The 19,809-nt window shown below is 72.8% G+C and carries 15 protein-coding genes and 1 riboswitch; of the genes, 3 read left to right on the top strand and 12 right to left on the bottom strand.

Translation table 11 applies throughout. The features are described from left to right. Window position 1: 1 nt before the first annotated feature. Window positions 2–2,638 carry a YfhO family protein gene (locus V4Y03_RS26065; protein WP_332436454.1) on the bottom strand — a complete coding sequence of 879 codons (2,637 nt, stop codon included), beginning with the start codon at window positions 2,636–2,638 and terminating at the stop codon, window positions 2–4. A 160-nt stretch (window positions 2,639–2,798) separates the two neighbouring features. Next, complete coding sequence (locus V4Y03_RS26060) at window positions 2,799–3,416, bottom strand: isochorismatase family protein (protein WP_332436453.1); 618 nt, start codon at window positions 3,414–3,416, stop codon at window positions 2,799–2,801. 148 nt (window positions 3,417–3,564) lie between these two features. On the opposite strand from V4Y03_RS26060, the gene V4Y03_RS26055 reads away from it, so the two are divergent. Beyond that, window positions 3,565–4,254 (top strand): TetR/AcrR family transcriptional regulator, encoded by a 690-nt coding sequence (locus V4Y03_RS26055; protein ID WP_332436452.1) that lies wholly within the window; start codon window positions 3,565–3,567, stop codon window positions 4,252–4,254. 49 nt (window positions 4,255–4,303) lie between these two features. On the opposite strand, the gene V4Y03_RS26050 is transcribed toward V4Y03_RS26055, so the two are convergent. Further along, window positions 4,304–5,455, bottom strand: a complete 1,152-nt coding sequence (locus tag V4Y03_RS26050) for a hypothetical protein (protein WP_332436451.1) — start codon at window positions 5,453–5,455, stop codon at window positions 4,304–4,306. Window positions 5,456–5,616: 161 nt separating this feature from the next. Next, window positions 5,617–7,026, bottom strand: a complete 1,410-nt coding sequence (locus tag V4Y03_RS26045; RefSeq protein WP_332436450.1) for an MFS transporter — start codon at window positions 7,024–7,026, stop codon at window positions 5,617–5,619. Between the two features lie 225 nt (window positions 7,027–7,251). Between V4Y03_RS26045 and V4Y03_RS26040 the strand changes: the two genes are divergently transcribed. Then, window positions 7,252–8,127 carry a LysR family transcriptional regulator gene (locus V4Y03_RS26040; protein WP_332436449.1) on the top strand — a complete coding sequence of 292 codons (876 nt, stop codon included), beginning with the start codon at window positions 7,252–7,254 and terminating at the stop codon, window positions 8,125–8,127. A gap of 213 nt (window positions 8,128–8,340) precedes the next feature. On the opposite strand, the gene V4Y03_RS26035 is transcribed toward V4Y03_RS26040, so the two are convergent. The 4 genes from V4Y03_RS26035 to V4Y03_RS26020 form a co-directional block, all read right to left on the bottom strand. Then, on the bottom strand, window positions 8,341–8,988 hold the full coding sequence (locus V4Y03_RS26035; RefSeq protein WP_317877857.1) for a thymidine kinase: 648 nt from the start codon (window positions 8,986–8,988) through the stop codon (window positions 8,341–8,343). 56 nt (window positions 8,989–9,044) lie between these two features. Next, entirely contained in the window at window positions 9,045–10,250 is a 1,206-nt protein-coding gene (locus tag V4Y03_RS26030; RefSeq protein WP_317877856.1) for an alkaline phosphatase family protein, read from the bottom strand. Beyond that, complete coding sequence (locus tag V4Y03_RS26025) at window positions 10,250–10,846, bottom strand: DUF5998 family protein (protein ID WP_317877855.1); 597 nt, start codon at window positions 10,844–10,846, stop codon at window positions 10,250–10,252. The genes V4Y03_RS26030 and V4Y03_RS26025 overlap by 1 nt, the downstream gene beginning before the upstream one ends. Window positions 10,847–11,084: 238 nt before the next feature. After that, window positions 11,085–14,141 carry a GNAT family N-acetyltransferase gene (locus V4Y03_RS26020; protein ID WP_332436448.1) on the bottom strand — a complete coding sequence of 1,019 codons (3,057 nt, stop codon included), beginning with the start codon at window positions 14,139–14,141 and terminating at the stop codon, window positions 11,085–11,087. 266 nt (window positions 14,142–14,407) lie between these two features. Between V4Y03_RS26020 and V4Y03_RS26015 the strand changes: the two genes are divergently transcribed. Then, window positions 14,408–14,689 (top strand): HPr family phosphocarrier protein, encoded by a 282-nt coding sequence (locus V4Y03_RS26015; RefSeq protein ID WP_024754966.1) that lies wholly within the window; start codon window positions 14,408–14,410, stop codon window positions 14,687–14,689. A gap of 219 nt (window positions 14,690–14,908) precedes the next feature. Here the strand turns inward: V4Y03_RS26015 and V4Y03_RS26010 are convergent, their stop codons facing one another. The 4 genes from V4Y03_RS26010 to V4Y03_RS25995 form a co-directional block, all read right to left on the bottom strand. Continuing rightward, entirely contained in the window at window positions 14,909–15,592 is a 684-nt protein-coding gene (locus V4Y03_RS26010; RefSeq protein WP_332436447.1) for a GntR family transcriptional regulator, read from the bottom strand. 179 nt (window positions 15,593–15,771) lie between these two features. Beyond that, the gene (locus V4Y03_RS26005; protein ID WP_317876643.1) at window positions 15,772–16,542 is read right to left on the bottom strand and encodes a M23 family metallopeptidase; all 771 of its coding nucleotides are present in this window, start codon (window positions 16,540–16,542) and stop codon (window positions 15,772–15,774) included. A gap of 12 nt (window positions 16,543–16,554) precedes the next feature. Continuing rightward, window positions 16,555–16,720: riboswitch (cyclic di-AMP (ydaO/yuaA leader) on the bottom strand. Between the two features lie 200 nt (window positions 16,721–16,920). Beyond that, on the bottom strand, window positions 16,921–18,288 hold the full coding sequence (locus V4Y03_RS26000) for a M16 family metallopeptidase (protein WP_317876646.1): 1,368 nt from the start codon (window positions 18,286–18,288) through the stop codon (window positions 16,921–16,923). 26 nt (window positions 18,289–18,314) lie between these two features. Next, window positions 18,315–19,667, bottom strand: a complete 1,353-nt coding sequence (locus V4Y03_RS25995) for a M16 family metallopeptidase (protein WP_317876642.1) — start codon at window positions 19,665–19,667, stop codon at window positions 18,315–18,317. Between the last annotated feature and the right edge of the window lie 142 nt (window positions 19,668–19,809).

Genomic DNA, 19,809 nt, shown 5'->3' with positions numbered 1-19,809 from the left:
CTCATCGGCGGGCCCGCCGCCGGTGCAGGATCCCGGTCGCCAGCAGGGCAAGCAGGGCTGCCGCGCCGACGGCGCCGCCGAGGCGGAGGCCCGGGGGCCGGAAGGAGCAGGTGACCGTGGTCTCGCGCCCGTCGAGCGGGACGGCGACGAGACCGCCGTACGCGCGCGCGGGACGGGGTTCCGCGTCACCGGCGGCGCAGCTCCAGCCGGAGATGCGGGGCACGGCGAGCACGGCGGTGCCGGTGCTGCCCGGGGGCAGTTCGGCGGTGACGGTGTGTCCGGTGGCCCGCACCCGGGTGGCACCGGTGTCGGTCAGCCGTCGTACGGCGGTGTCGAGCCGGTCCGGCACCAGACAGCCGACCGACTGGCGCGGCAGCCGCGGCCTGCCCTCGGGCCCCAGGGCGATCCGCACTTCTCCGGACGCCGGGACGGCGCCGAGGGCCCGCATCGGGGCGCGGACGGAGGGCGGCTTGCCCTCGAAGTCCACGGGCGGCTCCCCCGCGAGGGCCGCCGAGCCCTTGTACTCGGGTGCCCAGAACCAGGCCTGGGAGCCCGCCGGGCACCGGGCGGTGAGGGTCCGTCCGGTGCGGGCGACGGGCGGCAGCTCGTACACGGAAGCACCGAGCAGGCGTTCCTGGACGGCGAAGGCCGAGTCGCCGGAGGCGGCGGGCGGGTGCGCCGAGGGACGTACGGTGACGAGCGGCGGTCCGGGGGTGGTGGCGGCGGACACCGTGGCGCGCGGCGCCCGGTCCTGGCGGAGCGGGCCCTTCGGTGTCGAGCGGACCCGGGTGCCGATGGAGAAGAGCGCGTCCGTCACCGGGTTGTCGAGGGTGACGGGGTGCCGGCCCTTGGCGTAGTAGCCGAAGCCCAGGGAGGCCAGGGTGCGGGAGGTCACGTCGGCGGTGAGGCTGCTGTAGTAGTCGGGGCCCTGTCCGCCGACGAGCAGGACGTCGTTGCCGCCGGGGACCTCACCGGGGTCGGTCCGGTAGCGGGGCCAGCCGTCCGCTCGGGCCACCTCGTCGGCGACGGCCGTGTGCCAGGGGCCGATCCTGGGCGACCAGGAGACCTTGTCGCGCTGCTGCTCCTCGATCCGCTTGCCGGTGACGACGGCCTCGCCGGCCTGGGCGGCGACGAGCAACGCGACGGCGAGAACGGGCAGTACGCGCGCGGCGCGCCACCGTACGGGGGTGCTCCCGGCGGGCGGTACGCGCGCGGGGTCCGGCGTATGCCCGGGATCGCTCGGGCGGTCGGGGTCCGTCGGGCGGGTCGTGTTCCGGCGGACGCCCAGCAGGGCAAGCAGCACGGCGGCGAGGGCCAGGGCGGCGGACGCACCGAAGGCGGGGAAGGTCCACCGGTCGATGTCGATGCTCCCCCGGGCCGCCCACGCCAGGATCCCGAGCAGCGCGCCGCCCCCGAGGAGCGCGACCGGTCGCGGCACGCCCCCGGCGCCCGAGAACCAGGCGGCGATGAGCAGCAGCCCGCACAGCACGAAGGTCTGACGGTACGGAATGCCGTTGGGCGAGGCTCCGGCGTGCCAGACGAAGTGCGTCGGCTCCCACTGGAGGGAGAGCGTCACCAGGACGACCGCCGCCGTCCAGCCGGCCCGGACGCGCGGGGCGACGGACCGGTTGAAGGGCAGGGTGAGGGCGAGCGCCAACGCGGGGGTGCCGATGAAGAGGGCGGGGCTGGCCACGCTCGCGGTGGCCGGCAGGAACCGGGCGAGGACGTCCGTCCAGGCGGCCGGCGCGAAGGTGGTCTCGGGGGTGGGGTCGGCGACCTTCGTCGCGAGGAAGATCACCACGACGAGCGGCGCGGCGAGCCCGATGCCGATGAGGACTCCGCGCGCGGCGCGCAGCGCGCCGGCGAGGCGCTGCCGGGCGGTGGCGGTCTCCTCGGCCGTGAGGAGCCGGACGACGAGGAAGACGGCGGCGCCGAGCGTCGCCATGTACGCCGTGTAGAAGTTGGCGATCCAGGCGAGGGCGACGACCAGCGGACCGAGGACGGGGCGGCGCCCGGTGCGGGCCCACTCCCCGACCAGGCAGAGCAGCGGGAAGGCGACGAGTCCGTCGAGCCACATCGGGACGGTGGCGCCGTAGTTGAAGGTCCAGCCGGAGAGCGCGTACGCGGTGCCGAGCACGGCGGCGACCGGCCAGGGACCGGGGCGCAACCGCAGGAGCAGCAGCGCCATCGCGGCCCCGGCGGCGGTGATCTTGGCGGCGGTGACGACGTACAGGGCGAGTTCGATCCGGTCCGCCGGGAAGAGCACGACGAGCAGGTCGAACGGGCTGCTCAGGTAGGTGCCGATGTCCCCGAGGAAGTTGGAGCCGAAGCCGGAGTTCCAGTTGAGGAAGGCGTCGCCGTGGGTCTCGCCGAGGAGGAAGGAGCGCCAGTACGCGTGGAACGGCAGGTACTGCTGGCCGAGGTCGACGATGTTCCTGGTCACCGGCCCGAAGGGGTACGTACGGGAGAGCCGGGTGGCGAGGCAGAGCAGGACGGCGGTCAGCAGGGCGGCGGCGAGCGGCCCGGCGACGGCCGGGGAGCGCGGCCCGCGCCGGGGGCCTCCGGCGCGGGCCGGTGGGCCGCCGGTGCCCTCCTCGCCGTCGACCTCGTCGAGCAGGGTCTCGGCGGCGGGGGGCACACGTCCTCCAGGGGGCGCACGGAACGGGAACGCCCGGGGGTGGAACCGACACGGGCCGACCGCCATTACCGCCGAGTCGGGCGACCCGCAACCGATCACCAGGCGGTCTTCCGGTACACCTCGGGTGAACTCCCGGGGTGTACCGGCCCGTGGTCGGTGATCAGCCGGCCGGTGTGACGGCCACCAGTTCGTCGACCGTACGGGCCACCATGCCGAACAGGTCGGCGACGGTCGTCAGTCCGGCCGCCTGGAGCGCGTCCGAGGTGACGACGGTGCCGTCCGGGGCCTCCAGGGTGCGGGTCGCGGTGGCCTCGGCGACCACGGTCGGGCGGTAGCCGAGGTTGAAGGCGCCCTGCGCGGTGAAGAGGACGCACATGTGCGTCATGAACCCGGCGATGACGAGGTCGCCGCTCGCGCCGAGGTCCTTGAGGGTCTCTTCGAGGCCGGTGGCGTGGAAGGCGTTGGGGAACTGCTTGACGACGACCTTCTCGCCCTCGATCGGGGCGACCTCGTCGCTGATCGCGCCGGTCTCGGCCCGGATGTCGTACGGGGTGCCCTCACCGCCGTCGTTGACGACATGGACGACCGGTGCGCCGGCGGCGCGGGCGGCGGCGAGCAGTCGCGCGCCGGCGGCGAGGGCCCGCTCGGCGTCGTCGAGCCGCATGACGCCGGAGCGGTAGGTGTTCTGGAAGTCGATCAGGATCAGGGTCGCGTCGGCGAGGCGCGGCAGCTCCTGGGGCAGGCCGATCACATCGCGGAGGGTGGCGGAGGCGGTCATGGCTGTTCCTTTCGTGGCGGGCAGCTGTTTTCAACGCTAACACAGCTCGTTATCGTCGATAACAACGGCGAGGGGCGGCACCTCGGTCCGCCGGCCCTCGGGGTGGATTCGCCCAGGTCCGGACTGTTAGCGCTGATATCGTGAAGGCATGTCGACGGCACGAGAGCGCATCCTGGAAGCCACCGAGGAACTTCTCGCCACCAAGGACGCGCCGGCGATCTCGACCCGCGCCATCTGCGACCGGGCGAAGGTCGGCATGCCCGAGATCTACCGCCAGTTCGGGGACAAGCAGGGGCTGTTGACCGCCGTCGCCGACATCGGCTTCGAGCGCTTCCTCGCCGACAAGCGACGGAACCCCCTCACCGACGACCCGGTGGCGGACCTGCGGACGGCGTGGAACAGCCATGTCGCGTTCGCGCTCCGCAACCCGCACCTCTACCGGCTGATGTTCACGCCGACGAGCGACGCCAAGCCGGAGGCCGTCAAGGAGGCCCAGGCGCTCCTGCTCAAGGCCCTGGAGCGCTGCCGCGACGCCGGGCGGCTGCGGATGGCCCCGGAACTCGCCGGACAGGCGATCCTCTCCGCCAACGTGGGCGTGTGCATGATGGCGCTGTCGTACCCCGACCTGTTCGGCGGCTCCGGCATCTCCCCCGCCGTACGCGACGCGCTGATCGACAAGGTCACCGGCGACGAGCGGGAGGACGCCCGGATCGGCACGGCGACCGTCCTCGCCCAGGCGCTGGTCGGCACCCTCACGGGGGCGGCGCCCCTGAGCACCCCGGACCTCGACCTGCTGACGCGCGGGCCGAGTCGGCAGGACGCGGCCCCGGAGGCGTAACGGCCGGCCCGGAGGCGTAACGGCCCCGGGGCGGAAGCGACATCGACGGTCAGCCCCGCGTCCCGTCCCGCCGGGCGACGGGGCAGGCGTCACCGGCTCCCGCAGGGGCGGAGTACGCCGTCCCGTCGGCGGTCGACGCGCCGAGCCGGCGCAGGATCTCGTCGGCGAGCAGGTCCTGCGGGCCCTTGAGCGCGTCAGCCGCCGCCGGGTCCGAGGGGAAGACCAGCTCGGCGGCGATGTTGTCCTGCACGATCCGGGCGAGGTTGTCCAGGGCCACGAAGACCGGGTCAGCGGGCGGTTCGGCGGCCGGCAGGTCGATCAGATGGGTGGCCACCTCGGCCGGATTCATACATCGCCTGATGATGATCGAGTTCTGGTTCAGTACGGACGTGGCCCACTGGGACAGCACGACGGTGTACAGGTTCCGCCACGCCTCCTCGCCGATCTCGGCCCGCCATCTCCGCATGACGCCCTCCACGCCCGCGATCTGCGCCTCGGCCGCGTACGCCATGTTGGTGCGGATGCCCTCGTACACGCTGCCGGAGAAGTCCTCGAAGGCCGCGATGTCGACGGAGCCGGATGCCAGGGACTCCGCGATGAACCGGAGCGCCCCGTCCAGCACGCGTGCGGACGCGCCGGCCATCTCCGGCGGGAGGCCCGCCTCGTCGAGCCGCCGACGGGCGGCGGTCAGCGTGCCCGCGTACTCCTGGAGCGAGGCGATCCAGCCATCGGCCGCGGTTCCCCCGGACGCGACCATGGCGAGGTCGTGCGGATCGATGCGGCAGCCGTTGGGCAGGTGGGGGACCCGGTCGCCCAGATGGGGCGCGACGATCGCGAAGACACCGAGCGGCACATGGCTGACGGACTTCGCCAGCTCGAACACCTCCGCGACGGGATGCAGCGACTCCCGCGAGCCGTCGTGGATGAGGGTGAACCGTCCCCCCTTGGCGTCGTTCTGCACGACGAGGACGGGGCTCAAACGGCCGATCAGGTCGGACTTGAGCGCGGCGTAGTGCGCGCGCGTGCCGTCGTTGACCGCGACGATCGCTTCGCGGGCCCCGCTCCGCCCCACCGCCGCCGCCGCCGGGGCACCGCCACCCACGGCCTCCGCCGCTGCCGCCGCCGCTGCCGGGGCGCCACCGAGGGCGGCCATGGCGCCGGTCGCTGCGGCACCGCCGAGCAGTCTTCTGCGTGTCGTCATCTTCTGCCTTCCGTAGAGGAGTCGCCTGGCAGACGTGACAACGACCGCACCCGTCGACGCGAAGCGGGTGGGCACTCCCCCCTGACGGCCGCCTCGTGTCCGGGTCGCCGCACGACGGGGTCGACGCGCGGCGGGGCGACGTCGGCGGGCGCGACGTCGGGTCAGCTCGCGGTACGCCCTTTGAGTCCCGCACCCGCGATCAGCGCGCCGAGCAGCAGCGTCAGACCGGTGACGACGAGCGCCCGCCGGGTGCCGTCGGCGTTGGTCGAGGACAGGTCGAGGAGCACGCCGAGGACGGCGACACCGAGGGAAGCTCCCACCTGGCGGGCGGAGTTGAGCGCACCCGCGCCGATGCCTGCCAGATCGGCCGGTACGGAACCCGCCATGCCCGCGACCAGCGCGGGCAGCGCGAAGGAGACACCGAAACCGAAGGCGAGCAGGCCCACCACGGTGGCCCCCGGCGCGAGCGCCGAGTCCTCGGTGAACGGCGCCTGGAGCAGCGCGCCGAAGCCCATCAGCAGGAACCCGGTGATGGCGGGGCCGCGCGGGCCGATCCGGCCGACGAGGCGCCCGGCGAAGAGGGGGTTGAAGGCGGTGGGCAGGGTGAGCGGCAGGAAGGCCAGGCCGGCCGCGAGGGAGGAGTAGCCGCGGCTCTCCTGGAAGTACAGCGACAGCGTGAACAGCAGCCCGGACAGACCGAAGTTGGCGAGCAGACCCGAGCCGAGGGCGGCGGAGAAGCCACGGCCGCGGAACATCCGCGGCGGCAGCATCGCCGCGTCCCCGGCCCGCTTCTCCGCGGTGACGAACACGACCGCCGCGACCACCGCCAGCACCAGGGCGAGCAGCACCGGACCGGTCCCCCAGCCCTTGCCCGGCCCCTCGATCAGCGCGTACGACAGGGCGCCGAGGGCGATCACGGCGCTGAGCTGACCGGTGACGTCGAGACCGCCGCGCTGCTTGCGGGCCGTCTCGGGGGCGAGGCGCACGGTGATGACGTAACTCACCGCGGCCAGCGGCACGTTGATGAGGAAGACGGCGCGCCAGCCGACGGTGTCGGTGAGCAGACCGCCGACGAGCGGACCGGCGGCGAGGGCCGCGCCGGTGATCGCCGCCCAGTTGCCGACGGCACGGGCGCGGTCGGCGGCCTCCGTATGGGCGTTGGTGATGACGGCGAGGGAGGACGGCAGTAGCAGCGCTCCGGCGCCGCCGAGGGCGAGCCGCAGGGCGACCATGACGCCCAGGCTGCTCGCGGCGGCGGTGACACCGGAGAGCAGCCCGAAGGCGACGAGGCCCCACAGGAAGACCCGGCGACCGCCGTACCGGTCGGACAGCCGGCCCGCGGTGAGCAGTAACGCGGCGAACGTGATCGTGTAGCCGTTGACGACCCACTGCAGACCGGTCGATCCGATGCGGAGGTCAGCGGAGATGGCGGGAAGCGCCACCGAGACGATCGTCATGTCCAGCAGAACCATGAAGTAGCCGAGCGAGAGGCCGATCAGCAGGGTCCGCGAGGGCCTTCCGGTTCGCTCCGGGGCGAGGGGAGCCCGCTGGGATTCTGCCTGCGTCGACATGCCTTCTCCTTTTTCAGGATTTGTTTCAGGATTTGTTTCGGAAATCTCTTCGGGAATTGCTCCGGGAATCGCTTGGCGCTTTGTCGGACTTCGTTCCGGGCGGAGTCCGGAGGGTGCCACGAGCATTCAACCGGACCAGAAAGGCGAATTGGTGCTGGTGACGACGGGAATGAGCTATGGGTAGCATCGGCGCAGCCGATCAGTCATCGAGGGGGGCTCGAAATCATGGAGTTACGCCATCTCCGGACGTTCGAAGCGGTTGCCAGGACGCTCAGCGTCACCCAGGCGGCCAAGGAACTTCATTACGCCCAGTCCAGCGTCAGCGACCAGATTCAGGCGCTGGAGCGTGAACTGGGAGTCGCACTGCTCGACCGCTCACGCCGGCGGGTGCGTCTGACGCCGCAGGGCGTGGCCCTGTCGGAGTACACCGATCGCATCCTCGGGCTGCTGGAGGAGGCGCGCTGGGCGGTGGCCCGGCCCGGTTCCGACGTGTCGGTCGGGGCGCTGGAGACGGTCTGTCTGCACGTACTGCCCGAGGTGCTCTCGCGCCACCGCGCGCTGTATCCGGAGGCCCGGGTCCGGATCGCCCAGGACAACCGGGGCGAGCTGTACAAGGCGGTGCGCCGGGGCGACCTGGACGTCTGTCTGACCTTCGGTGATCCGCCGGTGGACGCGGGGCTGCGCGCCGAGACACTGGCCCGGGAGCCGCTGGTGGTCATCGCACCACCCGACCATCCGCTGGCCGCGCACGGTCGCTCCCACCTCGCGGAGCTCGCTGCGGAGCCCTTCCTGGCCACCGGACACGGCTGCGGGTTCCGGGAGATGTACGACAAGGCCTTCACGGGCCGGGTCGCCAAGGAACCCGTCGCGGAGGTGGCGAGCATCGGCGCGCTGAGCGCGTGCGTGGCCGCCGGGATGGGCTGCGCGCTGCTGCCGCACCTCGCGGTGCGCGCCCAGGCCGACCGGGGCGAGATCGCGATCGTCGAGGTCGACGACGCGGATCTGCACACCTCGGTCACGATGACGTGGCTGGACCGGAATTCGGCCAATCCGAATCTGACGGGGCTGCAGGCGGTTATACGGGATCATCTGGCGGGCTGAGGGCGACCCGGCGACCAATAGGCGCGGTTCGCAGCACAGCCGATTTCTTCGGTGCCTTATCGGGGTGCCCGGCTGGGCAGGCGCTCTCGTGACGGGCGTCCCCATTGCGCGGGCATGCCGGTGCGCGGGCGTCCCCATTGCGCGGGTGTCCCCATTGCGCGGGCGGCCCAGTACGCAGGCGTCCCGGCGCGCGGGCGTCCCCGCCGGCAGGCGTCAGCCGTTGACCGGCAGGACGTCCGGGGAGAGGGCGCCCGCGTGCGCGGAGGCCGAGGTCATGTGGCGGCGGTGGTGCCGCCGGCAGAGCACCTCGTAGCCGATCTCCTCCGCCGGGCGGTTCACGTCGCCGACGACGACCTGCTCGCCCTCGACGACCATCACGCCGCCGACCGTACGGGCGTTGTGGGTGGCGCGGGCGCCGCACCAGCACAGGGCCTCGACCTGGAGCTGCTCGATGCGGTCCGCCAGCTCGATCAGCCGCTGCGAGCCGGGGAAGAGCTTGGTCCGGAAGTCCGTCGTGATGCCGAAGGCGAAGACGTCGAGGCCGAGGTCGTCGACGATCCGCGCGAGCTGGTCGATCTGCTCGGGGGCGAGGAACTGCGCCTCGTCCACGATCACATAGTCGGCCTTGCCGCCCTGGGAGAGCTGCGCGACGAGGTACGCGTACACGTCCATGTCCCGCGGGGCCTCGATCGCCTCCGTCACCAGGCCGAGCCGGGAGGACAGCTTGCCCTCGCCCGCCCGGTCGTCACGGGTGAAGATCACGCCCTGGAGCCCCCGCGCGTCGCGGTTGTGGGCGATCTGGAGCGCCAGGGTGCTCTTCCCGCAGTCCATGGTTCCGGAGAAGAAGACCAGCTCGGGCATGACGGGTCGGGGACCTTTCAGGGTCGTGGGAGGGGAGGGTGTCCGGCGCGGGCGGGTCAGGAACGGACTTCGAGCAGCGGGACGAGCTGCTCGGCGGGGGTCATGGACCCGTGCATGCCGACCATCGCGGACTCGTGGGGCTCGTTGACGGAGGCGGTGATCGCCACGTCGTCGTGGGCCGCGGCGACGACGTCGCCGATCCGCCCGTACACCCGCTCGTCGATCTCGTCGCCGAACCAGCCGAGCGAGATGGCCTCGTCGCGGCTCGCCACCCAGAACTGCTCGCCGATCACCTCGCGCCAGCAGGTGAGGACGTCCGCCTCGGCGCCAGGCACGGCGTAGACGTGCCGGGCGCGTCCCTCGCCGCCGAGGAGGGCGACGCCGGCGCGCAGCTCCCAGTCCTCGTCGAAGTCGATGCGGTGCTGCTCGTCGAAGGGGATGTCGACCATGCCGTGGTCCGCCGTGACGTACAGCGCGGCGCGGGGCGGCAGCTGCTCCGCGAGCCGCTGCACGAGCCGGTCGACGAACATCAGCTGGCCGCGCCAGGCGTCGGAGTCGATGCCGAAGCGGTGTCCGGCGCCGTCGAGTTCGCTGTAGTACGTGTAGACCAGCGAACGGTCTCCGGCGGCGAGCTGCTCGGCGGCGAAGTCCATGCGCTCCTCGCCGGAGAGCCGCCCGTGAAACTTTCCGCCACTAAGCGCGACCTTGGTGAGCGGTGTCTGCTCGAAGATCGGGGACGACACCTGGGCGGTGTGGATCCCGGCCTCGTGCGCGAGCCGGAAGACGGTGGGGTACGGCTGCCAGACGTGCGGCGAGGTCCAGGGCTTCCAGCGCAGCTGGTTCATCAACTCGCCGGTGGCCGGGTTGCGCACGGTGTAGCCGGGCAGCCCGTGGGTGCCGGGGTAACGGCCGGTGCCGACGGACGCCAGCGAGGTCGCGGTGGTGGCGGGGAACCCGGCGGTGACCGGACGGCCCGTACCGCCGCGCGAGGAACCGAGGAGCGAGGTCAGATACGGGGCCTCGTCCGGGTGGGCGCGGATCTGCTCCCAGCCGAGGCCGTCGATCAGGAAGACGCAGTTGCGGTCGGCGGGCGACAGCTCGGCTATCCGCGGCGAGAAACCGGGCACGCCCTGCGCGGCGACCAGCGTCGGCAGCACGTCGCCGAGGGAGCCGAAGGTGTACTCGGGGACCGGCGCGGTCTCCGGGGCGAGCGGAACCGGGTCGTCGGGCCAGCCGTGGGTCACGGCGGTCGGCTGCACCATCAGCGGGTCGGGGCGGCGGTGGCCGCGATGGCTTCGGAGAGGGCCTGGGCGAAGGCGAGGGTCTGCCGGACGGTGTCGGGACCGTCCCCGGCGTCGCTCACGCGCAGGCTGAGGTCGTCGGCGGTGGCATTGCCGGTGTAGCCGTGGTCGGCGTCGCAGTTGGGGTCGCCGCAGGCGGCGGGCTCCAGGTCGATCCGGGAGACGGCGCCCCAGCCGATGGTGAGGACGACCTCGCGGGGCAGGGTGCCCGGCGTGTACGACTCCGGATTGGCGACCACCCGGCTGACGACGACCGACGAGATCCGGTCGAGCTTCACGGACTCGGTGGAGGTCGTCGCGTACGGCGTCGGGGAGCTGGTGTCGGCGGACTGCTCGTCGGTGTGACTGACGATGAAGCGGTGCGGCGTCAGGACGAGGACGGTGACGTGCCGCCGGACCTCGTTCGCGTCGAAGGTGGTCTCCTGGTGCACCACGTACGACGCGACGGCCTCACCGCCGACAGCGGCCTCCACCGCCTCGGCCACGAGGGCCGGGTAGTAGCCGCTGCGCTCGATCGCCGCGCGCAGCCCCTGGGTCGTCGTACCGCTCTTTGCCATGGACTCCATCCTAATCCGTATGCAAGGACGGCTTGGCCGATTGCGAAGGGCACCGGGCGGTTCGGGAGCGCGGGGGCTGTGACATCTGACTCCATCGGGGCGGAACGGCACCGCCCGCAGGGCTCGTCACACCACTCGAACCGGTGGGCGGGCGCCCCGGTCGGCCTGTTCGGCAGCCATGGCCGACGCCGGTGCGCCTCGTCGCCGTGCCCCACGGACATCACCCGTCCGCGGCCCGTCAGTAGTTCGGCAGGCTGCGGGGCCCGAGGTCGGTGCGGGGTGACGGTGGGGCCAGGCGGACGGTGGCGCCGAGGACGGAGAGTCCGCGGGGAGCCACGACCACCGGTTCGAGGGAGACGGCGATCACCTCGGGGTGGTCGTCGACGAGCCGGGAGACCCTGAGGAGGATCTCCTCCAGAGCCGGGGTGTCGACCGGGGCGGAGCCGCGCCAGCCGAAGAGCAGCGGTGCGGTGCGCAGGGAACGGACCAGTTCGGCGGCGTCCCGGTCCGTGGCCGGAACCAGTCGGTGGGCGACGTCACCGAGCAGTTCCGACGCCGCGCCCGAGAGACCGAAGGAGAGGACCGCGCCGACGGCCGGGTCGATCGCCGAGCGCACGACCGTGTCGACGCCCCGGGGCACCATCGCCTGGACGACCGGCTGGAGCTCCTCCGGCTTGCCGAGGACCTCGGTCAGCTCCGCGTACGCCGTGCGGAGCTGTTGCTCCGTCGCCAGGTCCAGCCGTACGCCGCCGAGGTCGGGGCGGTGGCGGAGGTGCGGGGCGGTCGTCTTGAGGGCCACCGGGTAGCCGAGCCGGCCGGCCGCGGCGACCGCCGCGTCGGGGGTCGGCGCGGGCAGCGTCGGCAGGACGGCGATCCCGTACCGCGCGAGCAGTTCCCCGGCCTGTTCGGTGCCGAGGGTCACCCCCCGGACGTCGGCCTCCGCGCCGCCGAGCACCCGCTCGATGAGGGCGGCGGCCCCGGCCTCGTCGATGTCCTCGTACTCGGGCACCCGCCCCGGCTCGGCCGCCTGCCGCCGCCACTGCCCGTATCGCACGGCCTCGGCCAACGCCCGCACGGCCCGCTCGGCGGCGGGGTAGGCGGGGATGGTGGCGGGCGGGGCGGGGTGCGGGACGGCATCGCTCGGTGGCTCGGCCGCGGCCGGGCCGGGGCCGGTGGGGGTACGGCCGGGGCCGGAAGGTGCATGGTCCGGGCCGGAGCGCGCCTGGCCGGGGCCCGACCCCGCCTGGTCCGGGCCGGTGGAGGCCCTGTCCGGGCCCGACCCCGACCCCGCCCGCACCGGCGTCGTCGGCGTCGGCGACGGCGACGGCGACGCGGAGCGCAGCCCCGTCACCGCTCCCACAGCCCGTCCCGGCTGCACCGGCCGCGTGCTCGTCGCGACCGCCAGGGCCTCCGCGAGGCCGCCCATCTCGACGTGGACGACGACGACCGGCTTCGTCGGAGCCGGGGCGGAGGCGACCGCCTCCCTGAGCGCGGCGGCGAGGACCTCCCCGTCGCCGAACTCGGTGGCGCCGTTCTCCCCGACCCACGGGATCGCGTTCACGACGACCGCGTCCGAGGTCTCGTCAGCCAGCGCCGCCGCGAGCGCGTCCCGGAAGTCCGCGGGCTCCGCCGCCGTCGTCAGGTCGAGCGGCCGCAGCGGGCGCAGCCCTTCGGTGAGGCAGGCGTCGTACGTGAGGAGGCCGAGGGACTCGGAGTTGCCGAGGATCGCGACCCGGGGCCCGGCGGGCAGCGGCTGGGCGGCGAGGAGCAGCCCGGCGTCGACCAGCTCCGTGACGGTGTCGACGCGGATGACCCCCGCCTGACGGAGCAGCGCGGAGACCGTGGCGTGCGGGATACGGGTGACCGGGACGCGGTGGCCGGGCGGGGCGCTGCCGCTGTGCCGGGCGCCCTTGACGACGACGACCGGCTTGACGGCGGCGGTACGGCGGGCGAGGCGGGTGAACTTCCGCGGGTTGCCGATGGACTCCAGGTAGAGGAGGACGACATCGGTCCCTGGATCGTCGTACCAGTGCTGGAGGAAGTCGTTGCCGGAGACGTCCGCGCGGTTGCCGGCCGAGATGAAGGAGGAGAGGCCCGCACCCCGCCGGTGGAGCCCGGCGAGGAGGGCGATGCCGATCGCGCCGGACTGGGTGAAGAGCCCGATCCGCCCGGTGGCCGGCATCTGCGGGGCGAGGGAGGCGTTGAGGCGGATGTCGGTGGCGGTGTTGATGATCCCGAAGGCGTTGGGTCCGATGATCCGCATGCCGTACGAGCGTGCCTGGCGTACGAGCTCACGCTGACGCTCGCGTCCGGCCGCCCCGCTCTCGGCGTATCCGGCGGAGAGGACGACGAGACCGCGCACCCCGTGCTCGCCGCAGTCCGCGACGGCCTCCGGCACCCGTTCGGCCGGGACGGCGACGATCGCGAGGTCGACGGGTTCCCCGATGGCGCCGACGGAGGGGTACGCGGGGACGCCGTCGAACTCCGCGGCACCGGCTGCGCTCCCGCCGCCCTCCCCCAGCGCCGCGTTGACCGCGTACACGCGTCCGGTGAATCCCGCGCCGAGGAGGTTGCGGAGTACGGTCCGGCCGACGCCGCCCGGGGCGCGCCCGGCGCCGACGACGGCCACGGACCGGGGGGTGAGGAGCCGTTGTACGGAGCGCGCCTCGGCCCGCTGTTCCCGGGCGCGCTGCACGGCGAGGGAGCGGTCGGTGGGTTCGAGGTCGAGGTGGAGCCGAACGGACCCGTCCTCGAAGCTGCGCTTCTGGGTGTAGCCCGCGTCCGTGAAGACCTTGATCATCTTGGTGTTGGCGGGGAGCACCTCGGCGGCGAAGCGGCGGATGTCCCGCTCGCGCGCGACGGCCGCGATGTGTTCGAGCAGGGCGGAGGCGACTCCGCGCCCCTGGTGGGCGTCCTGGACGAGGAAGGCGACCTCGGCCTCGTCGGCCGGGGCGGAGGCGGGCAGTCCCCGGTCGTTGATGCGGTCGTAGCGCACGGTGGCGATGAACTCGCCGCCGACGGTCGCCGCGAGGCCCACCCGGTCCACGAAGTCATGGTGGGTGAAGCGGTGGACGTCCTTGGCGGAGAGCCGCGGATAGGGGGCGAAGAAGCGGTAGTACTTCGACTCGTCCGAGACCTGCTCGTAGAAGCTGACGAGCCGCTCGGCGTCGTCGGCCGTGATGGGCCTGATGCGCGCGGTGCCTCCGTCGCGCAGCACCACGTCCGCTTCCCAGTGGTCGGGGTAGCTGTGGTCCGGCTGGTCCGCCGCTTCCGACTGCTCCGACGTGCTCTGCATGGGGTCAGCCTAAGGCCGGGACACGGCCACGGCACCGGCCACCGCACCGGTCGCGGCACCGGCCCAGGCACCGGTCACGACACGGTCGCGACACGGCGGCGACATCGGTCGCGCGGCAGGGGTGCGCCGTGCAAGGTAGGAGCACGCCGGGCGCGGCACGGGAGGGCCAAAAGGCGGTCCGATCCGGGTCCAAAGGTCGGCGTGAGCACGGAGCATCCCGTGAGAGACTGGTCTAGACAACCGCTTAAGACTTGAAGGGCAACACCATGGCTGAGCGCCGCGTCAACGTCGGCTGGGCCGAGGGCCTGCACGCCCGCCCCGCGTCCATCTTCGTCCGTGCCGCCACGGCTTCCGGCGTTCCGGTGACGATCGCCAAGTCCGACGGCACGCCCGTGAACGCCGCCTCCATGCTCGCGGTGCTCGGTCTGGGCGCGCAGGGCGGCGAGGAGATCGTCCTCGCTTCGGAGGCCGACGGCGCCGAGGTCGCGCTGGACCGCCTGGCGAAGCTGGTCGCGGAGGGCCTGGACGAGCTCCCCGAGACCGTCTGATCCGGGTCCACCCGACCCACCCGTACGACGAAGGGCCGTGCCCGCCGGAATCCCGGCGGGCACGGCCCTTCGCTTTCCGCCTGGCTTTCACTCGCCCTCTTTCGCCCTCCCGTGCCGCCCGGTTCCCCGGCAGCACAAAAGGACGGACGACAGCAAGAGGCATTACGGGCACCCCGAAATACCCCGCCGAATTCCCATTCCTTGTATACGGCGCCCTCGTTAATTCCGGGCGCTCGCCGTGTTGACGACATGTTGCGAAACCCTCACACGACCCCGGTCCGGCCTCTTGAGCCGGTGCAGCGCCCGCGAGCGTTCCGCGTGCAGCGCCGTCAGCGCCCTCGCCCGCTCGGCGTCACCGCGCGCCACGGCGTCCACGATCGCGCCGTGCTCGGCCCAGGCCTCCACCAGTCGTTCGGGCTGCTCGACCGCGTACATCCAGGCGATCTTGTGCCGTAGCTGGGTCAGCAGCGCCGTCAGGGCGGGGCTCCCGGAGGCCTGCGCGAGCGTCTCGTGGAACCAGCCGCCGAGTGAGCGCAGATCCTCGCCCTGGCCGCGCCTGGCCCGCTCCTGACCTAGCCTGACCAGGCCGCGGAGGACCTTGAGATGCGCCTCCGTACGTCGCTGGGCCGCCCGCGCCGCCCCCAGCGGTTCGAGCAGCGCCCGCATGTCGAGCAGATCGGCCGCCTCCTGCTCGGTGGGCTCGGCGACCTGGGCCCCCGCGTGACGGCGGGTGACGACGAAGCCCTCCGACTCCAGGGTGCGCAGCGCCTCACGGACCGGGACGCGGGACACCCCGTACCGACGGGCGAGCAGGTCCTCGGTCAGCCGGCTCCCCCGCTCGAAGACGCCGGAGACGATGTCGTCCCGGATCGCCGTGCATACCGAGTGCGCGGGAATGCGCATGTCCGACCTCCGCCTTGGTCGCGCGAGACAATTCGATCGGCGCCTTTCCGCGCCCGGTCTCCGACTCTATTGCAGCCCGCCGGTATTTCCGATGGCCGCACGGAATGTGAAGGGTTCTTGACCGACGAAAAGCCCCGGCTCAGCACGAGCCGGGGCTTTTGCGATGCGCGCCGTCGGTGTCAGACGTTGACGCCGCGGGCGCGCAGGTAGGACAGCGGGTTGATGTCCGAGCCGTAGTCGGGGCTCGTGCGCGCCTCGAAGTGGAGGTGCGGGCCGGTCGAGTTGCCGGTCGAGCCGGACACGCCTATGTGCTGGCCGGGCTCGACGCTCTGGCCGACGTGGACGTCGATGGAGGACAGGTGGCCATACTGGGTGTACGTGCCGTCGTGCATCCGGATGACGATGTTGTTGCCGTACGCGCCGCCCCAGCCGGCCTCGACGACGGTGCCGGAGCCGACGGAGACGACGTTGCTGCCGTAAGCGGCGTGGAAGTCGATGCCGGAGTGGCTGCCGGAGGACCAGAGCGAGCCGCCGGTCTTGTAGCCGGTGGACACGTACGAGCCGTCGACGGGGAGCTGGAAGGAGGCCAGACGGCGGCGCTCGGCCTCGCGGGCGGCGCGCTCCTTGGCCTGGCGGATCTCCTTGGCGCGGGCCTCGGCCTTGCGCTTCGCCTCCGCCTGGGCCTTCGCCTTGGCGGCGGCCTCGAAGGCCTCCCGGTCCTGGGCGTCGGCCTGGGCGTTGAGCCGGTCCGCGAGGGAGTCCTCGGTGATGACCCGGGTGAGGCCGGTGTCCTCGACGGAGCGGTTGTCCGTGTCGGCGGCGAGCGCCGGGGAGGCGAGGGTTCCGATGACGCCGGTGGTGGCGAGCGTCGCGACGCCGGCGATACCCGCCGTGCGGCGCGCCGTCCGGCTCGGAGCACGATGCTTCCCGGTGGCACGGGTGAACGCCATGGAGGGGCTGGTCCTTTCCTTCCTTCTCGCCTACCGGGTTAGCTGACGGGTTCGGAGCAGGAAGGTCTCCTACGAGCCCCTCCGTACGAGACGAAGGCGCCCGATTCACCCCAGGGACTACGTGTGGGTCCCCGGCTCCCCAGGCTCGCGCCTGACGGGGACTCGGCGATGACTGTCCGATGCCGCGGATGCGGCGCGTGCAACTGACGAACAGCCGCACCGACGCTATGCGGATCGCCTGTCGATCACCAACCAGACACGCTTTTTGTAAGACATGCCACAGGCCATACGATGAGACTTACCGTCAATACGGACAAAGCGGAGAACCCCGACGAACCATCCCGTCGGGGTTCTCCGTTGCCGGTTCGGCGACCGGAATCAGCCGGTCACGACCGTCACTTCACCGATGCCGAGCGCGCGCACCGGCTCCGCGATCTGGGCCGCGTCGCCCACCAGGACGGTGACGAGCCGGTCCACCGGGAAGGCGCTGACCACGGCCGCGGTCGCCTCGACCGTGCCGGTCTCGGCCAGGCGCGCGTACAACTGCGCCTGGTAGTCGTCCGGGAGGTGCTGCTCGACCTGGTCGGCGAGCGTCCCGGCGACCGAGGCGGCCGTCTCGTACTTGAGCGGCGCGACGCCCACCAGGTTCTGCACGGCCGTCTCGCGCTCCGCGTCCGTGAGCCCCTCGGCGGCCAGGGTGCGCAGCACCTTCCACAGGTCGTCGAGAGCCGGGCCGGTGTTGGGAGTGTCGATGGAACCGCTGATGGCGAGCATCGCGGCGCCGTTCCCCTCGGCGTCGGAGCGGAGCACCTGCCCGAAGGCCCGCACGCCGTAGGTGTAGCCCTTCTCCTCGCGCAGGACCCGGTCGAGTCGCGAGGTGAGGGTGCCACCGAGGCAGTACGAGCCCAGCACCTGGGCCGGCCAGACGCGGGCGTGCCGGTCGGCGCCGATGCGGCCGATCAGCAACTGGGTCTGGACGGCGCCCGGACGGTCCACGATGACGACCCGTCCGGTGTCGTCCGCGGTGATCGGCGGCATCGGGAGCGGCTCGGCCGGCTCGCCGGTCCAGGCGCCCAGGGTCTCCGCGAGGACCTTGTCCAGGTCGACGCCGGTCAGGTCGCCGACGACCACGGCGGTGGCCGTCGCGGGCCGGACGTGCGCCTCGAAGAAGGCGCGGACGGCGGCGGCGTCGATCGCCTCGACGGTCTCCTCCGTGCCCTGGCGCGGCCGGGACATCCGGGACTCGGCCGGGAACAGCTCCTTGGAGAGCTGCTTCGCGGCGCGACGGGCCGGGTTGGCCGTCTCGTGCGGGATCTCGTCCAGCCGGTTGCGCACCAGACGCTCGACCTCGGTGTCCAGGAACGCCGGGGCGATCAGGGCCTCGGAGAGCAGCCCGAGCGCCTTGTGCAGCCGGGAGACCGGGACCTCCAGGGAGACCCGTACGCCCGGGTGGTCCGCGTGCGCGTCGAGCGTGGCGCCGCAGCGCTCCAGCTCCGCCGCGAACTCCTCCGCGCTGTGCTGGTCGGTGCCCTCGGAGAGCGCACGGGCCATGATGGTCGCGACGCCGTCGAGCCCGGCGGGCTCGGCGTCCAGCGGGGCCGGCAGGAAGATCTCCACGGCCACGACCTGCTGGCCGGGACGGTGGCTGGTGAGCAGCGTCAGACCGTTGTCCAGGGCGCCGCGGTCCGGGGCCGGGAAGGCCCAGGGGCGGGCGACACCGGGCGCCGGCTGCGGGTGGAAGTCCATGCTCGTCAAAGACGCGGCAGTGTCGGTCACTGGTCCGCCCCCTCTTCCTCGTCGCTGTCGCTCTCGCTCTGTTCGGTCGCCAGGGGCTCGTAGACCAGCACCGCGCGGTTGTCGGGGCGCAGCTTGGCCGCGGCGGCCGCCTGCACCTCCTCGGCGGTGATGTCCAGGACGCGGTCCACGGCCGTCAGGGCGAGCTGCGGGTCACCGAACAGCACGGCGAAGCGGCACAGTTCGTCGGCGCGGCCCGCGACGGTGCCGAGCCGGTCGAGCCACTCGCGCTCCAACTGCGCCTGGGCGCGCTCCATCTCCTCGGGCGTGGGGCCCTCGGCGGCGAAGCGGGCCAGCTCCTCGTCGACGGCCGCCTCGATCTGCGGGACCTCGACGCCACCGGACGTCTTGACGTCCAGCCAGCCGAGCGACGGCGCCCCGGCGAGCCGCAGCAGGCCGAAGCCGGCGGCGACGGCCGTGCGGTCACGGCGGACCAGCCGGTTGTGAAGGCGGGAGGACTCGCCGCCGCCGAGCACCGTCAGGGCCAGGTCGGCGGCGTCGCACTCGCGCGTGCCGTCGTGCGGCAGCCGGTAGGCGGCCATCAGCGCGCGGGCCGGGACCTCCTCCTCGACGACCTCGCGCAGCTGCTCGCCGATGACCTCGGGGAGGTCGCCGGAGCGCGGTGCGGGCTTGCCGTCGTGGCCAGGGATGGAGCCGAAGTACTTCTCGACCCAGGCGAGGGTCTGCTCCGGGTCGATGTCGCCGACGACGGACAGCACCGCGTTGTTCGGGGCGTAGTACGTGCGGAAGAAGTTCCGCGCGTCCTCCAGGGTGGCCGCGTCCAGGTCGGCCATGGAGCCGATCGGGGTGTGGTGGTACGGGTGGCCCTCCGGGTAGGCGAGGGCGGTCAGCTTCTCGAAGGCCGTGCCGTACGGCACGTTGTCGTAGCGCTGGCGGCGCTCGTTCTTGACGACGTCCCGCTGGTTCTCCATGGACTCGTCGTCCAGGGCGGCGAGCAGCGAGCCCATGCGGTCGGCCTCCAGCCAGAGCGCGAGCTCCAGCTGGTGCGTGGGCATGGTCTCGAAGTAGTTGGTGCGCTCGAAGCTCGTCGTGCCGTTGAGCGAGCCGCCGGCGCCCTGCACCAGCTCGAAGTGCCCGTTCCCGTGGACCTGCTTCGAGCCCTGGAACATCAGGTGCTCGAAGAGGTGCGCGAGGCCGGTGCGGCCCTCGACCTCGTGGCGCGAGCCGACGTCGTACCAGAGGCAGACCGCGGCGACCGGGGTCAGGTGGTCCTCCGAGAGCACCACGCGCAGGCCGTTCGCCAACCGGTGCTCGGTCGCTGTCAGGCCGCCGGAGCCGGCCTCGGCCGTGGCCGTGTGACCCATGGGCATGTACGTCCCTTCGATCGCGATGTGAAAAAGTCCTGCCACTGTATGCAAGCGCGCCGACACCTGGCGAAGTTCCCGCCCCTTCGAGATGTCCCTCTTCCGGGTCGCGGTCGGCGTTGTCGGTGGCACGGTCCACAATGGTCCG

The organism is Streptomyces sp. P9-A4 (assembly GCF_036634195.1).
GTDB lineage: Bacteria > Actinomycetota > Actinomycetes > Streptomycetales > Streptomycetaceae > Streptomyces.
The sequence above is the reverse complement of the archived record's forward strand: the minus strand, read 5'-3'. Positions and strand labels throughout refer to the sequence as shown.